15 protein-coding genes are annotated in these 15,097 nt (G+C 54.8%); 14 read left to right on the top strand and 1 reads right to left on the bottom strand.

The window, feature by feature from the left end:
- Positions 1-145: 145 nt before the first annotated feature.
- The 6 genes from ACMV5H_RS02150 to ACMV5H_RS02125 all read left to right on the top strand — a co-directional run bounded on the left by ACMV5H_RS02150 (position 146) and on the right by ACMV5H_RS02125 (position 5,415).
- Complete coding sequence (locus tag ACMV5H_RS02150) at positions 146-1,042, top strand: amino acid ABC transporter substrate-binding protein (protein ID WP_021179995.1); 897 nt, start codon at positions 146-148, stop codon at positions 1,040-1,042.
- 210 nt (positions 1,043-1,252) lie between these two features.
- Positions 1,253-1,993, top strand: coding sequence for an amino acid ABC transporter permease (locus ACMV5H_RS02145; protein WP_021179996.1), 741 nt, complete (start codon positions 1,253-1,255; stop codon positions 1,991-1,993).
- Entirely contained in the window at positions 1,993-2,667 is a 675-nt protein-coding gene (gltK, locus tag ACMV5H_RS02140) for a glutamate/aspartate ABC transporter permease GltK (RefSeq protein ID WP_059200136.1), read from the top strand. The genes ACMV5H_RS02145 and gltK overlap by 1 nt, the downstream gene beginning before the upstream one ends.
- On the top strand, positions 2,667-3,392 hold the full coding sequence (locus tag ACMV5H_RS02135) for an amino acid ABC transporter ATP-binding protein (RefSeq protein WP_021179998.1): 726 nt from the start codon (positions 2,667-2,669) through the stop codon (positions 3,390-3,392). The genes gltK and ACMV5H_RS02135 overlap by 1 nt, the downstream gene beginning before the upstream one ends.
- Before the next feature lie 104 nt (positions 3,393-3,496).
- Positions 3,497-4,429, top strand: a complete 933-nt coding sequence (rihA, locus tag ACMV5H_RS02130) for a pyrimidine-specific ribonucleoside hydrolase RihA (RefSeq protein ID WP_021805328.1) — start codon at positions 3,497-3,499, stop codon at positions 4,427-4,429.
- A 590-nt stretch (positions 4,430-5,019) separates the two neighbouring features.
- On the top strand, positions 5,020-5,415 hold the full coding sequence (locus ACMV5H_RS02125) for a hypothetical protein (protein WP_094983090.1): 396 nt from the start codon (positions 5,020-5,022) through the stop codon (positions 5,413-5,415).
- Between the two features lie 53 nt (positions 5,416-5,468).
- Here ACMV5H_RS02125 and ACMV5H_RS02120 read toward each other — a convergent pair whose 3' ends face one another.
- The gene (locus ACMV5H_RS02120) at positions 5,469-5,951 is read right to left on the bottom strand and encodes a zinc ribbon-containing protein (RefSeq protein ID WP_021180000.1); all 483 of its coding nucleotides are present in this window, start codon (positions 5,949-5,951) and stop codon (positions 5,469-5,471) included.
- Positions 5,952-6,219: 268 nt separating this feature from the next.
- Between ACMV5H_RS02120 and leuS the strand changes: the two genes are divergently transcribed.
- The 8 genes from leuS (at position 6,220) to mrdB (ending at position 15,093) form a co-directional block, all read left to right on the top strand.
- Entirely contained in the window at positions 6,220-8,802 is a 2,583-nt protein-coding gene (gene leuS, locus ACMV5H_RS02115) for a leucine--tRNA ligase (protein WP_065686404.1), read from the top strand.
- 14 nt (positions 8,803-8,816) lie between these two features.
- The gene (gene lptE / locus ACMV5H_RS02110; protein ID WP_021805330.1) at positions 8,817-9,380 is read left to right on the top strand and encodes an LPS assembly lipoprotein LptE; all 564 of its coding nucleotides are present in this window, start codon (positions 8,817-8,819) and stop codon (positions 9,378-9,380) included.
- A complete protein-coding gene (holA, locus tag ACMV5H_RS02105) occupies positions 9,377-10,411 on the top strand; it encodes a DNA polymerase III subunit delta (RefSeq protein ID WP_414821385.1) in 1,035 nt (344 codons plus the stop codon). The genes lptE and holA overlap by 4 nt, the downstream gene beginning before the upstream one ends.
- On the top strand, positions 10,401-11,063 hold the full coding sequence (gene nadD / locus ACMV5H_RS02100; RefSeq protein WP_021805332.1) for a nicotinate-nucleotide adenylyltransferase: 663 nt from the start codon (positions 10,401-10,403) through the stop codon (positions 11,061-11,063). The genes holA and nadD overlap by 11 nt, the downstream gene beginning before the upstream one ends.
- Positions 11,064-11,246: 183 nt before the next feature.
- The gene (gene rsfS, locus ACMV5H_RS02095; RefSeq protein ID WP_021180005.1) at positions 11,247-11,564 is read left to right on the top strand and encodes a ribosome silencing factor; all 318 of its coding nucleotides are present in this window, start codon (positions 11,247-11,249) and stop codon (positions 11,562-11,564) included.
- A gap of 3 nt (positions 11,565-11,567) precedes the next feature.
- Positions 11,568-12,038, top strand: a complete 471-nt coding sequence (gene rlmH / locus ACMV5H_RS02090) for a 23S rRNA (pseudouridine(1915)-N(3))-methyltransferase RlmH (protein ID WP_004949595.1) — start codon at positions 11,568-11,570, stop codon at positions 12,036-12,038.
- A 38-nt stretch (positions 12,039-12,076) separates the two neighbouring features.
- Positions 12,077-13,972 (top strand): peptidoglycan DD-transpeptidase MrdA, encoded by a 1,896-nt coding sequence (gene mrdA, locus ACMV5H_RS02085; protein WP_037375141.1) that lies wholly within the window; start codon positions 12,077-12,079, stop codon positions 13,970-13,972.
- Positions 13,973-13,980: 8 nt separating this feature from the next.
- The gene (gene mrdB, locus ACMV5H_RS02080; RefSeq protein WP_021805334.1) at positions 13,981-15,093 is read left to right on the top strand and encodes a peptidoglycan glycosyltransferase MrdB; all 1,113 of its coding nucleotides are present in this window, start codon (positions 13,981-13,983) and stop codon (positions 15,091-15,093) included.
- The last annotated feature ends 4 nt before the right edge of the window (positions 15,094-15,097 follow it).

The following is a 15,097-nucleotide window of genomic DNA, read 5'->3' as shown; positions in this document are numbered from 1 at the left end:
TCAAAAAATGAAACAACTTAGTTTCATCTTGTTCACAATCGGTTATTTTCTATCGTAAATCGGCATTAGGACTATCTTTATAGCTCAGCCGTATAAACTCGCTCTCCCTGAGTGCGGGCAATCACAACAGCATAGGAGTTGGACCATGCAAATGCGCAAATTGGCGTTATCGTTACTGCTGATCGGAATGGCGAGTAGCGTAGCCCATGCGGAAGAACTGACCGGTACGCTGAAGAAAATCAAAGATAACGGCGTGATTGTTGTTGGCCACCGTGAATCCTCAGTTCCGTTCTCCTACTACGATAATCAGCAGAAAGTTGTGGGTTACTCCCAGGATTATTCCAACCAAATCGTTGATGCCATCAAGAAGAAATTGAACGAGCCCAATCTGCAGGTGAAAATGCTGCCGATCACCTCGCAAAACCGCATTCCACTGTTGCAAAACGGCACCTTCGATTTTGAGTGTGGCTCGACCACCAACAACCTTGAGCGCCAGAAACAGGCTGCCTTCTCTGATACCATCTTCGTCGTCGGTACCCGCCTGCTGGTCAAGAAAGGCTCCGACATCAAAGACTTTAAAGATCTGGCCGGTAAAGCCGTAGTCGTCACTTCAGGCACCACTTCTGAAGTGTTGCTCAACAAGCTGAACGACAAAGATCAGATGAAAATGCGCATTATCAGTGCCAAAGACCACGGCGACTCCTTCCGCACCCTGGAAAGTGGCCGTGCGGTGGCGTTTATGATGGATGATGCCCTGCTGGCGGGCGAGCGCGCCAAGGCCAAACAGCCGGATCAGTGGGAAATCGTTGCCACTCCACAGTCCAAAGAAGCCTACGGCTGTATGATGCGTAAAGACGATCCACAGTTCAAAAAGCTGGTGGATGACACTATCGCTCAAGCTCAGACTTCTGGCCAGGCAGCCAAATGGTTTGAGGTTTGGTTCAAACAGCCAATCCCACCAAAAAACCTCAACATGAACTTCGATCTGTCCGACGACATGAAGCAGTTGTTTAAAGAGCCGAACGACAAAGCACTGAACTAATCTAAAAAGATCAAGCCAGCCAAGCTGGCTGTTGTAGATGACCGTAATAGGACAGACAGGTATGCGGGAGGCCGTTCCCCTCCCGCATTCTTTCCTCAACACGACTCAAGGCACACCAAAAAGCCAGCCTGACTGGCGTGCGCCACGATTGCACGGTCATCAAGTTGTAAGGTTTGTAAGGTGTTTTGCACCTGTTTGCCGGAGTTAGTTATGTCAATAGATTGGAACTGGGGTATCTTTCTGCAGCAGGCCCCGTTTGGGAATACCACCTACCTGGGCTGGATCTGGTCCGGCTTTCAGGTTACGGTCGCCCTCTCCGTCTGTGCGTGGATTATTGCCTTCTTTGTCGGTTCACTGTTCGGTATCTTGCGTACCGTGCCCAACCGTTTTCTCTCCTCACTAGGTACCTGTTACGTCGAACTGTTCCGTAACGTGCCGCTAATCGTGCAATTCTTTACCTGGTATCTGGTGATGCCGGAGCTGCTGCCAGCCGATATCGGCATGTGGTTCAAGAGCGAGCTCGATCCCAACGTGCAATTCTTTGTTTCTTCCATGCTGTGCCTTGGGTTGTTTACCGCTGCGCGCGTTTGCGAGCAGGTGCGTGCCGCAATCCAATCCCTGCCCCGCGGCCAGCAGGCTGCCGGGCTGGCCATGGGCCTGACGCTGCCACAAACCTATCGCTATGTGCTGCTGCCCAACGCCTATCGAGTGATCGTGCCACCGATGACCTCGGAAATGCTCAACCTGGTCAAAAACTCCGCCATTGCCTCAACCATCGGGCTGGTGGATATGGCCGCTCAGGCCGGGAAGCTGCTGGATTACTCCGCACACGCCTATGAATCCTTTACTGCCATCACCCTCGCCTATGTCGCTATCAACGCGGTCATCATGCTGTTTATGCGTATTGTCGAGAAGAAAGTGCAGTTACCTGGCCATATGGGGAGTAAATAATGTACCAATTTGATTGGGGATCGATTGTCCCAAGCTTCCCGTATCTGCTGCAGGGGCTGGTCGTCACGCTGAAAATTACCGTGACGGCTATTGTGTTCGGTATCCTCTGGGGCACCGTTCTGGCGGTGATGCGCCTGTCGTCGATCAAGCCGATCAGCTGGTTTGCGGCGCTGTACGTCAACCTGTTCCGCTCCGTACCGCTGGTGATGGTGCTGCTCTGGTTCTATCTGGTGGTTCCAAGCTTATTACAACAAGTTCTTGGGCTGTCACCGAAAACCGATATTCGCCTTATCTCGGCTATGGTAGCCTTTTCGCTGTTTGAAGCCGCGTACTACTCGGAAATTATCCGGGCAGGCATTGAAAGCGTCTCGCGCGGTCAGTCCTCTGCCTCACTGGCGTTGGGCATGACCCAGTGGCAATCGATGCGGCTGGTGATCTTGCCGCAGGCGTTCCGCGCCATGGTGCCGCTGCTGCTGACCCAAGGGATCGTGTTGTTCCAGGATACCTCGCTGGTGTACGTACTTAGCCTGGCCGACTTCTTCCGCACCGCGTCAACCATTGGTGAGCGTGACGGTACACAGGTGGAAATGATCCTGTTCGCCGGTTTGGTCTATTTTGTTATCAGTCTCGCCGCCTCGGCGCTGGTAAGCTATTTGAAGAAAAGGACTGTTTGATGATATCCCTGAAAAATGTTTCTAAGTGGTACGGTCACTTTCAGGTTCTGACCGACTGCACCACCGAAGTCAAAAAAGGCGAAGTGGTGGTGGTCTGCGGTCCTTCCGGCTCAGGCAAATCGACCCTGATTAAAACCGTCAACGGGCTGGAGCCGATCCAGAAAGGCGATATCGAGGTTAACGGTATTCAGGTCAACAACAAGAGCACCAACTTGGCGCAACTGCGCTCCAAAGTGGGGATGGTGTTCCAACATTTTGAACTGTTCCCTCACCTGTCGATCATTGAAAACCTGACGCTGGCGCAGGTTAAAGTCCTCAAGCGCGACAAGGCCGCCTCACGCGATAAAGCCTTGAAGCTGCTGGAGCGCGTGGGCCTGTCGGCACATGCCGAAAAGTTCCCAGGGCAGCTCTCTGGTGGCCAGCAGCAGCGCGTGGCGATTGCCCGTGCGCTGTGTATGGATCCGATCGCCATGCTGTTTGATGAGCCCACCTCCGCGCTCGATCCAGAAATGATCAACGAAGTGTTGGACGTAATGGTCAAGCTGGCGCAGGAAGGGATGACCATGATGGTGGTGACCCACGAAATGGGCTTTGCCCGTAAGGTAGCCCATCGGGTGATCTTTATGGATGAAGGGAAGATTGTGGAAGACACCAATAAGGATGACTTCTTCAACAACCCGCAGTCAGAACGTGCCAAAGACTTTTTGGCCAAAATCCTGCATTGATTTACCAGATGCGCCCTGCCCCCCAGGGCGCATCAATAGTGCTTGTTTCTTTCGCACTTTCCCCCGATCCTCAAAGCATAATGATAACGCTGAAGGAGAAAGTGATGTCCCGCCCTATTATTATCGATTGTGATCCAGGCCTTGATGACGCTATTGCCCTTGCCATGGCGCTACGTGCCCCTACGTTGGATGTTAAAGCCGTCACCACTTCCGCCGGTAACCAGACACCGCAAAAAACCCTGCATAACGCACTCGGCCTGCTGACGCTGATGCAACGGCAAGATGTTCTGGTCGCTGGCGGTGCCGCCAAGCCCTTGATGCGCGATCTGGTCATTGCCGATTACGTGCACGGTGATACCGGTATGGGAAACACCCATCTGCCAGTACCGGATTTTCAGCCAGTCAAGCAAACTGCGGTCGAGTTAATTGCCGATCTGCTACGTACCAGCCCAGAGCCGATTACGCTGGTGGTCACCGGCCCGATGACCAATATTGCCTTGCTGCTGTCACAGCACGCAGAGTTGAAAAGCAAGATTGAACGCATCGTGTTTATGGGCGGTGGGCTGAATGCTGGCAACACCACGCCGGTGGCCGAATTCAATATCTACGTCGATCCGGAAGCGGCCGAAATTGTGCTGCAATCCGGCGTGCCCCTAACCATGGCCGGGTTGAACGTCACCCATCAGGCATTGGTGTTACCACAGGATATCGAGCGCATCCGTAGCATTAATAATCCGGTAGCGGCAGCGGTAGCCAGCATGCTCGATTTCTACCTGCCGTTGTATCTCAGCCACCCGCGCGGCCTGCCGGGTGCCGCCATGCACGATCCTTGCACCATCGCCTGGCTGCTGGCCCCGGAGCTGTTTGAAAGCCGTGAGCTGTGGGTGGGTGTGGAGACCCAAGGTCACTACACCGTGGGCATGACGGTAGTGGATGAGTTTGGCCAAAACGGTAAACCGGCGAACGTCGAGGTGTTGACCCATATCAACCGCCAGGGCTTTATCGATCTGATGGTCGAGTGTGTTTCACGTTATTAAATGACCCCTCACCCTAACCCTCTCCCACAGGGAGAGGGAACCGATCGAGCAGGCCTGAAAATACGGTGATGCGCCTTAGATAAGAGGACTCGCTGATTTTTCTGCATAATACCTTTACTCCCTACTTCCCGAAGCAGCACGAACCAACCACGCGCTCCGAACAGCCCCCTCGCCCTTTGGGAGAGGGCTGGGGTGAGGGGACAGAACGTGCCACATCCTCAACTACGTTATCTACATCAGTCCTGTAACAAACTAACACCTGCAACTGAGCACAACTCCGAACCCGCTTTTTACCGCTACGCCGAGGCCTCTGGCAGGTGAGGATTATGCAGGTTAGCCAACCGCTGAGCGCAAGGAGGCGCGATTGCGAGCCCCCATGAACGGGTTTACGGCGTGTCGGCGTTCTGCATAATCCCCAGCTGAAGTACCGTCACAATCAGCTACTCACCGTAGACATCATACCGACGTCAAGGTGCTAGCCCATATCAACCGATTGGGCTTTATCTCGACATAGAGCAATAACTCCGGACTGGTTTACTTTCGTCCGATAAAACAAGACAATGCAGCCACAATGATACAGGGAGAGACGAATGAAAGGATATTTTCGCAAGTTACTGATCGGTTTGCTAGCCGTCGTTATTGTGGCCGCGGCACTGTTTTTTTGGGTCCGGTATGAACTTAAGCAGGATGCCACACTAGCTTTTAACCAAAACAGCATCGTCAAAGAACATCTAGGTGAAGTGACCATAGAAGAACTCGGTCTGAGTCAGTTTGCACCGATGAGTAACTGCCAGGATGATTGCGACCACTATCTGGTAAAGTTGAAAGGTGAAAAAGCTAGCGCTGCCGCCGTTATGGACTTTGCAAAAGGGGATACTGAACTCTCCTATGCGATATTGTGCCTGGCTGACGGCACCAATATCGCCCTGACGGAAGATGCGCAGATTCTGGTGCAAAATAACAGAGGGGACTCCCCCTGCCAGTGATGCTTTCTCAATAAGCTGTAAATTCCCCTCACGCAACATGAGGGGAAATCGCCTTAAGGCTCAAACGGCCGGCGTTGGAACTGATCGTGGCCGCACTTCGGGCACAGAGGCAGTACTTCCGGCGTATAGAAAGCCAGATGGTGATGGCATTTCTCACACACCAGATTGCCCAGCCCGACCACCTCGCCGCTGTGGTAGACGCCGTGATGGCTGACATCCTTAAACACCTCACGCCACTCCAACTGGGTTTTATCGGTGATATCCGCCAGTTCCTGCCACAGGCTTTCTTTAATCACGCGCATAAACACGCTGTCGGTGAATTCCTCCCGGCTCTCTTGATAGCTGCGGGCGAACTCTTCCAAATCGCGGCGCACCGCCCGGGTCAACTGCTCCACTTCCGTACGGCTGAGTTCCTCCACCTCGTTCAAACGTTTCTCGGCGCTGGCGACCAATTGGTCAATGTCACGCTCACCATTCTTTAAACGTTCCGTCAGTGATGTCACCAACTCGCGGTAATACTGAGCAACCTTGTTCATAGCTTCTCCTCGATGAACTACTGCGACAGGACTTCTCCCCTAAAACTACTCGTTATTATTTTAGTCGTAAATCACTGATGTGGCTTGGCTAGGTGAGGTTTTGGCAGATTGTGAGTCACATCATGGCACAGATATTTTTTTAATACGTCGAGTCAGACCGCTTGGTGTTGTTGCTGGCAGGTCTTATCAGCTATGCTATGCAGATCTAAAGATACTCACAGAATGCTACGGATGTAGCTGTTACACACCTACAGGACCATCGGCCGCCATGCAAGAGCAATACCGCCCCGAAGAGATAGAATCGAACGTACAGCTTCACTGGCAAGAGAAGCAAACTTTCAAGGTTACCGAAGACGCCAGCAAGGAAAAGTATTACTGCCTATCCATGCTGCCATACCCTTCTGGTCGTCTGCACATGGGTCATGTTCGGAACTACACCATTGGCGACGTGATCTCCCGCTACCAGCGTATGCTGGGCAAAAACGTGCTACAGCCAATTGGCTGGGATGCGTTTGGCCTGCCAGCCGAAGGCGCGGCGGTAAAAAACAAAACCGCACCGGCCCCTTGGACCTACGACAACATCGAATATATGAAGAACCAGCTGAAACTGCTGGGCTTCGGCTATGACTGGGATCGCGAGATCGCCACCTGCGATCCTGACTACTACCGTTGGGAGCAGTGGTTCTTCACCAAGCTGTACGAAAAAGGCATGGTCTACAAGAAGACTTCGGCGGTGAACTGGTGCCCACACGATCTGACCGTACTGGCCAACGAACAGGTTATCGACGGCTGCTGCTGGCGCTGTGATACCAAGGTTGAGCGTAAAGAGATCCCACAGTGGTTTATTAAAATCACCGATTACGCCGATCAACTGCTCAACGATCTGGACACGCTGGAAAGCTGGCCAGAGCAGGTGAAAACCATGCAGCGCAACTGGATTGGCCGTTCCGAAGGGGTAGAAATCACCTTCGACGTTGCCGACAGCGCTGAGAAAGTCACCGTTTACACCACCCGCCCAGACACCTTTATGGGGGCTACCTATGTCGCCGTTGCCGCAGGTCACCCGCTGGCACAGCAGGGCGCGGTCAACAACCCGGCGCTGACAGACTTCATCGACGAATGCCGCAACACCAAGGTTGCCGAAGCCGAAATGGCCACCATGGAGAAGAAAGGCATGGCCACCGGCCTGTTTGCCATCCATCCGTTGAGCGGTGAGAAGCTGCCAATCTGGGTCGCCAACTTCGTCCTGATGGAATACGGCACTGGCGCGGTAATGGCCGTCCCTGGCCACGATCAGCGTGACTGGGAATTCGCCACCAAATACGATCTGCAGATCAAACCGGTCATTTTGAACCTGGATGGCAGCAAGCCAGACGTCAGCGCCGAAGCGATGACCGAAAAAGGCACCCTGTTCAACTCCGGTGAATTCGACGGCCTGGATCACCTGGCAGGCTTTAACGCCATCGCCGACAAGCTGGTGGCCAAAGGCGTCGGCCAGCGCAAGGTGAACTACCGTCTGCGCGATTGGGGCGTGTCCCGTCAGCGCTACTGGGGGGCTCCAATCCCAATGGTCACTCTGGAAGACGGCACCGTAATGCCAACGCCAGAAGACCAGTTGCCGGTCATCTTGCCGGAAGATGTCGTGATGGACGGCATCACCAGCCCGATCAAAGCCGATCCCGAGTGGGCAAAAACCACCGTTAACGGCCAGCCGGCGCTGCGTGAAACCGACACCTTCGACACCTTTATGGAATCTTCCTGGTACTACGCGCGCTACACCTGCCCGCAGTACGATAAAGGCATGCTGGATCCGGCTGCGGCCAACTACTGGCTGCCGGTCGATCAATATGTTGGCGGGATCGAACACGCCATCATGCACCTGATGTATTTCCGCTTCTTCCACAAGCTGATGCGTGATGCTGGCCTGGTCGATTCAGACGAGCCTGCCAAACGCCTGCTGTGCCAAGGCATGGTGTTGGCCGATGCCTTCTACTACACCGGCACCAGCGGCGAACGCGTCTGGGTATCTCCGGTTGATGCCACCGTCGAACGCGACGAGAAAGGCCGCATTGTCAAAGCAACCGATCCTGAAGGCCGCGAACTGGTCTATGCTGGCATGAGCAAAATGTCGAAGTCGAAGAACAACGGCATCGACCCGCAGGTGATGGTAGAAAAATACGGCGCGGATACCGTGCGTCTGTTCATGATGTTTGCTTCCCCAGCCGAAATGACGCTGGAATGGCAAGAATCTGGCGTTGAAGGGGCAAACCGCTTCCTCAAGCGCGTCTGGAAACTGGCTTACGACCACGTTGAGCAAGGGGCGGTTCAGCCACTGAACGTCAGCGAGCTCAATGAAGATCAGAAAGCCCTGCGCCGCGACGTGCATAAAACCATCGCCAAAGTCACCGACGATATCGGCCGCCGCCAGACCTTCAACACCGCCATCGCCGCCGTGATGGAGCTGATGAACAAACTGGGCCGTGCGCCGCAGGAAAGTGAACAGGATCGCGCGCTGCTGCAAGAAGCCTTGCTGGCCGTGGTACGTATGCTGTATCCGTTCACACCGCACGTCTGCTTCACCCTGTGGCAGGCGTTGAACGCCGAAGGCGACGTAGACACGGCACCATGGCCGGTAGCAGACGAAGCCGCCATGGTGGAAGATTCCAAACTGGTGGTGGTACAGGTTAACGGCAAAGTGCGGGCAAAAGTCACCGTGCCAGCCGATGCTACCGAAGAACAAGTGCGTGAGCGCGCCGCCCAGGAACATCTGGTGGCCAAATATCTGGAAGGGGTCACGGTACGTAAAGTGATCTATGTTCCAGGCAAATTGCTTAACCTGGTTGTGGGTTAACTCAAGGAGGCTTTGTGCGACATCGTATTCTGACGTTGTTGCTGGGGTTGGCGGTGCTTGTCACCGCCGGCTGCGGTTTTCATCTGCGCGGCACCGCGCAGGTGCCCACAGAATTACATACGCTGATCCTGGATAGCTATGATCCCTTTGGCCCACTAACCCGTGCCGTGCGCGAGCAATTGCGTCTAAGCGGGGCAACCGTGGTCAAATACGATCCAGCCCACAAGGAAGTCCCGTCACTGCGCATCGTCAATTCGACGCAGAGTCAGGATACGGTTTCGATCTTCCAGGACGGTAAAACGGCCGAATTTCAATTGGTGATGACGGTTCAGGCCCAGGTATTGATCCCAGGGCATGATATCTACCCGATCAACGTCAAAGTCTTCCGCTCTTTCTTTGATAACCCACTGACTGCGTTGGCCAAAGACGCCGAGCAGGACATCATTATGCAGGAAATGCGTGAGCAGGCTGCCCAGCAAATTCTGCGTAAGATGCTGGCGGTGCACGCGGCAGTGCAAGAAACGCAAGAAAAAGCCGCTATCGCTGCTGAAAAAGCGGCCAGTACCCCAGCACAATGATCCGTCTTTATCCTGAACAACTTGCCGCGCAGCTCCGAGAGGGGCTGCGCGCTTGTTATTTATTGAGCGGTAATGAACCCTTGTTGCTGCAGGAAAGCCAGGATCTGATCCGCCAGGCTGCCCAACAGCAACAGTTCACCGAGCACTACAGCATTTCCCTGGATGTTCATAGCGACTGGGATGCCATCTTCAGTATCTGCCAAGCCATGAGCCTGTTTGCCAGCCGGCAAACCCTGTTGCTGATTTTCCCCGAGAACGGCCCAACGGCCCCGATCGGCGAGCAACTGGTCAAGCTGTCCGCTTTGCTGCATGACGATATCCTGTTGGTACTGCGCGGCCCACGCCTGACCAAAGCCCAGGAGAACAGCGCCTGGTTCAAGGCTCTCAGCGCCAATGGCGTCATGGTCAGTTGCCAAACGCCGGAACAGGCACAGCTGCCGCGTTGGGTTGCCCAGCGAGCCAAATCCATGCAGCTGGATCTCGATGACGCAGCCAATCAACTGCTGTGTTACTGCTATGAAGGCAACCTGCTAGCACTTTCGCAGGCGTTGGAACGACTTTCGCTGCTGCACCCCGATGGCAAACTGACGTTGCCCCGCGTAGAGCAGGCAGTAAACGATGCAGCCCACTTCAGCCCGTTCCATTGGCTGGATGCCGTGCTGGCAGGCAAGAGCAAACGTGCCTGGCATATCCTGCGGCAGCTCCAGCAAGAGGATGTCGAGCCGGTGATCTTGCTGCGTACCCTGCAACGGGAACTGCTGATGCTGCTGAACCTGCAACGCCGCATGGCACACACCCCGCTGCGTACGCTATTCGATCAGCTCAAGGTCTGGCAGAACCGCCGCAGCCTGATCACTCAGGCTCTACAACGCCTTTCGGGTGAACAATTGCGGCAGGCAGTGCACCTGTTGGCGCAAATTGAGCTCACCCTCAAGAAAGACTACGGCCAGTCGGTTTGGCCGGAGCTGGAAACCCTGTCGATGCTGCTCTGCGGCAAACCTCTGGCCACGAGTGTCACCGATGCCTACTAGCCCGCAACAGCCACATACCCTGCACGCCTTTTTCGGTGGCACCTTTGACCCAATCCACTACGGCCATCTGCGCCCGGTGGCGGCCTTGGCTGAAGAAGTCGGCCTTGATAAGGTCACGTTGTTGCCCAACCATGTGCCTCCTCATCGGCCACAGCCGGAGGCCAACGCGCAGCAGCGGCTAACCATGGTTGAGCTGGCCATCGCAGGTACCCCGTTATTTGCCGTGGACGATCGTGAATTGCACCGCACCACCGCGTCCTACACCATCGAGACTTTCGAAACGATTCGTAAAGAACGTGGCGCCGCAGCGCCTCTGGCGTTTATTATTGGCCAGGACTCGCTGCTGAGCCTGCACAAATGGCATCGCTGGCAAGACCTGTTGCACTTCTGCCACCTGTTGGTGCTGGCGCGCCCGGGTTATAACCAGCAGATGGATACGCCAGAACTGCAACGCTGGCTGGAACAGCACCAAATCACCGATGCCGCCCTGCTCAGCCGCCAGCCGCACGGGTTTATCTACCTGGCAGATACCCCTTTACTGGAGATATCCGCCACCGAGATACGCCAGCGCCGTCACCAAGGCATCAGTTGTGACGATTTACTGCCGCGCCCGGTGCAGCGTTATATCGAGTTACAGGGTTTATATCGATAGGCCGCATGCTATACTGCGCCGCTATTTTTCAGGTATCCGCTGAAAACCCCAAGGATCTTGGCTAGCTGGGCAAAACCAGCAGGCTTTCAGCGGCATCCTGCCGAAACCATCACGATTCAGGCCAGTGACTTTGGGCAGTTGCCCTCAGCTTCCTGATGAACAGAACAACCCGAGGGGGAACCTTTGCAAGGTAAAGCGCTCCAAGATTTCGTTATCGATAAAATTGATGACATGAAAGGCCAGGATATTGTCGCTCTAGATGTTCAGGGTAAATCCAGCATCACCGACTGCATGATCATCTGTACCGGCACTTCAAGCCGCCATGTGATGTCGATTGCCGAACACGTCGTGCAAGAAGCCCGCGATGCCGGTATGGAACTGTATGGCATGAAAGGCCAGGCCGTTTCCGATTGGGTAGTGGTCGATCTGGGCGAAGTGATTGTGCACGTGATGCAGGAAGAAAGTCGCCAATTGTACGAACTGGAAAAGCTCTGGGGTTAAGCGGTGAAACTGCAATTGGTTGCAGTCGGCACCAAAATGCCCGACTGGGTGCAGACCGGCTTTATGGATTACCTGCATCGCTTTCCGAAAGATATGCCGTTTGAACTGACCGAGATCCCGGCGGGCAAACGCGGCAAGAATGCGGATATCAAACGCATTCTGGAAAAAGAAGGCGAGCAGATGCTGGCAGCGGTGGGCAAAGGTAACCGCATCGTTACGTTGGATATCCCTGGCACCCCGTGGGAAACGCCCCAGTTGGCACAACAGCTCGAGCGCTGGAAACAGGATGGCCGCAACGTCAGCCTGTTGATTGGCGGCCCTGAGGGGCTGGCTCCGGCCTGTAAAGCCGCAGCTGAGCAAAGCTGGTCGCTTTCCCCGTTAACGTTACCGCATCCTTTAGTGCGTGTTTTGGTGGCAGAGAGCCTCTACCGCGCCTGGAGTATTACTACAAATCATCCTTACCACCGGGAGTAACCGGTGGTGACAGTAACAGAGTGAAAAAAAGCAGCGGGATGAAAATAGAACGTAACCCTTTTCGCGACTATACGGCCGAGTCCGCCCTGTTTGTACGCCGCGCCGTGGTGGCGTTTTTTATCATTCTGGTGCTGACAGGCATCCTGATTGCCAATCTGTATAATCTGCAAATCGTGCGTTTTGAAGATTACCGCACCCGCTCCAATGAAAACCGCATCAAGCTGCTGCCTATCGCCCCCAGCCGCGGCATAATTTACGATCGTAACGGAACCCCGCTGGCGCTTAACCGCACCATTTACCAGTTGGAACTGATGCCGGAGAAGGTGGACGATCTAAAAGCCACGCTGGAGGCCTTACGCCCGGTAGTCGATCTCACCGACGACGATATCGCCAACTTTGAAAAAGAACGCAAGCGCTCGCGCCGTTTCGTCTCGATCCCGGTGAAAACCCCACTGACCGAAGTGCAGGTGGCCCGTTTTGCCGTCAATCAATTCCGCTTCCCCGGCGCGGAAGTCAAAGGCTATCAACGCCGCTATTATCCTTATGGGTCTGCCCTCACCCACGTGATCGGTTACGTGTCGAAAATTAATGACCGCGACCTCGAGCGCCTGGACAAAGACGGCCAGCTACGCAACTATGCCGCCACCCATGATATCGGCAAGCTGGGTATCGAACGCTATTATGAAGATGTCCTGCATGGCAAAACCGGCTATGAGGAGGTTGAAGTCAACAACCGTGGCCGGGTGATCCGCCAATTGCATGAGCAACCCCCTTCCGCCGGTAAAGACGTTTATCTGACGCTGGATCTCAACCTGCAACGCTATATCGAGCAGTTGCTGGTGGGTAGCCGTGCCGCCGTCGTGGTCAGCGATCCGCGCACCGGGGGAATTTTGGCGATGGTTTCCAACCCTAGCTACGATCCCAACCTGTTTGTTGATGGTATCTCCAATAAGGATTATCAGGGGCTGCTCAACGATCCGAACCGCCCGCTGATCAACCGTGCCACCCAAGGGGTGTACCCTCCGGCCTCCACGGTTAAACCCTATATTGCCGTTTCCGCCCTAAGTGCCGGGGTGATCACCAAAAATACCGTCGTGTTCGATCCGGGCTGGTGGCAATTGCCAGGGTCAGAGAAACGCTTCCGCGACTGGAAAAAATGGGGCCATGGCCGCCTCAACGTCACCAAAGCGCTGGAGGAATCTGCGGATACCTATTTCTATCAGGTAGCGTACGACATGGGGATCGATCGCCTATCCACCTGGCTGACCAAATTCGGCTACGGCGAATATACCGGTATCGATCTTTCCGAAGAGCGTTCCGGCCTGATGCCAACCCGCGACTGGAAATTCAAACGTTACAAGAAACCGTGGTATCAGGGCGACACCATTCCGGTGGGCATCGGCCAGGGCTACTGGACCGCTACGCCAATCCAGATGGCCAAGGCGCTGAACACCCTGATTAACGACGGCAACGTCAAAGATCCGCATCTGCTGCAAAGTACCAAGATCAACGGCGTATTGGTGCCGTTCAAGCAAAAAGAGAGCAAGCAGATCGGCGATATCCATTCAGGCTTCTGGGAAATAGCCAAAGACGGCATGTACGGCGTTGCCAACCGGCCTAACGGCACGGCGCGCAAGTTCTTTGACAAGACACCGTATAAAGCCGCGGCAAAATCGGGTACCGCGCAGGTATTCGGCTATGAAACCTATAACGCCCACAAACTCGCTGAACACCTGCGGGACCATAAATTGATGACCGCCTTTGCGCCCTACGATAACCCAACTGTTTCGGTGGCCATCATTTTGGAGAACGGCGGTTCAGGCCCGGCGGTAGGTACCATTACCCGCCAGATCCTCGACCACATCCTGTTGGGCGACAACAATACGCAATTACCGGATGCAGTACCGCTGCCGCCAGGTATAGAAGGTGATTAAGGTAGAACATGACTGAAAGCCAACAAAAGGGCTCTATCTGGACCAAAATCCATATCGACCCGACATTCCTGCTGTTTATTCTGGCCCTGCTGATCTACAGCGCCGTGGTGATGTGGAGTGCCAGCGGCCAGGATATGGGCATGATGGAGCGCAAAATCGGCCAGATCCTGATGGGGCTGATCGTGATGGGCGTGATGGCGCAAATCCCACCGCGGGTTTATGAAAGCTGGGCACCCTACCTGTATATTTTCTGCGTGATATTGCTGATCCTGGTGGATGCCTTTGGCCAAATCAGTAAAGGGGCGCAGCGCTGGCTGGATCTGGGCTTTGTGCGTTTCCAGCCTTCGGAAATCGCCAAGATCGCCGTGCCACTGATGGTGGCACGCTTTATGAACCGTGACGTGTGCCCGCCTTCGCTGAAGAATACCGGCATCGCGCTAGTGCTGATCTTCCTGCCCACTTTGCTGGTTGCCGCACAGCCCGATCTGGGCACCTCGATCCTGATCGCCGCCTCTGGCCTGTTTGTGCTGTTCCTGTCGGGAATGAGCTGGAAGCTGATCGCTGTGGCTGCCGTAGCGCTGGCCGCCTTTATCCCGGTGTTGTGGTTCTTCCTGATGCACGGCTATCAGCGTGACCGCGTGATGATGCTGCTCGATCCGGAAAGCGATCCGTTAGGGGCCGGTTACCATATTATTCAGTCGAAAATCGCCATCGGCTCTGGTGGCCTATCGGGTAAAGGCTGGCTGCACGGCACTCAGTCTCAGCTGGAATTCCTGCCGGAACGCCATACCGACTTTATCTTCGCGGTGTTGGCGGAAGAACTTGGCCTGATCGGCGTACTGGTGCTGCTGGTGCTGTATCTGCTGGTGATTATCCGCGGGTTGATGATTGCCGCCCGGGCACAGACCACCTTTGGCCGCGTCATGGTCGGTGGGCTGATGCTGATCCTGTTTGTCTATGTGTTTGTTAACATTGGTATGGTCAGTGGCATTTTACCGGTAGTTGGCGTACCTTTGCCTTTGGTCAGTTACGGGGGGTCGGCGCTGATCGTACTCATGGCTGGGTTCGGCATCGTGATGTCGATCCACACGCATCGGAAAATGTTGTCTAAAAATCTATAAGAGG

This window comes from Serratia sp. N21D137 (assembly GCF_047530005.1).
Taxonomy (GTDB): Bacteria; Pseudomonadota; Gammaproteobacteria; order Enterobacterales; family Enterobacteriaceae; genus Chania; species Chania fonticola_B.
The sequence above is the reverse complement of the archived record's forward strand: the minus strand, read 5'-3'. Positions and strand labels throughout refer to the sequence as shown.

Coding starts and splice junctions, on each gene's coding strand:
- ACMV5H_RS02150 (WP_021179995.1), top strand. CDS start 146: ATGCAAATGCGCAAATTGGCGTTATCGTTACTGCTGATCGGAATGGCG.
- ACMV5H_RS02145 (WP_021179996.1), top strand. CDS start 1,253: ATGTCAATAGATTGGAACTGGGGTATCTTTCTGCAGCAGGCCCCGTTT.
- gltK (WP_059200136.1), top strand. CDS start 1,993: ATGTACCAATTTGATTGGGGATCGATTGTCCCAAGCTTCCCGTATCTG.
- ACMV5H_RS02135 (WP_021179998.1), top strand. CDS start 2,667: ATGATATCCCTGAAAAATGTTTCTAAGTGGTACGGTCACTTTCAGGTT.
- rihA (WP_021805328.1), top strand. CDS start 3,497: ATGTCCCGCCCTATTATTATCGATTGTGATCCAGGCCTTGATGACGCT.
- ACMV5H_RS02125 (WP_094983090.1), top strand. CDS start 5,020: ATGAAAGGATATTTTCGCAAGTTACTGATCGGTTTGCTAGCCGTCGTT.
- ACMV5H_RS02120 (WP_021180000.1), bottom strand. CDS start 5,951: ATGAACAAGGTTGCTCAGTATTACCGCGAGTTGGTGACATCACTGACG.
- leuS (WP_065686404.1), top strand. CDS start 6,220: ATGCAAGAGCAATACCGCCCCGAAGAGATAGAATCGAACGTACAGCTT.
- holA (WP_414821385.1), top strand. CDS start 9,377: ATGATCCGTCTTTATCCTGAACAACTTGCCGCGCAGCTCCGAGAGGGG.
- nadD (WP_021805332.1), top strand. CDS start 10,401: ATGCCTACTAGCCCGCAACAGCCACATACCCTGCACGCCTTTTTCGGT.
- mrdA (WP_037375141.1), top strand. CDS start 12,077: ATGAAAATAGAACGTAACCCTTTTCGCGACTATACGGCCGAGTCCGCC.
- mrdB (WP_021805334.1), top strand. CDS start 13,981: ATGACTGAAAGCCAACAAAAGGGCTCTATCTGGACCAAAATCCATATC.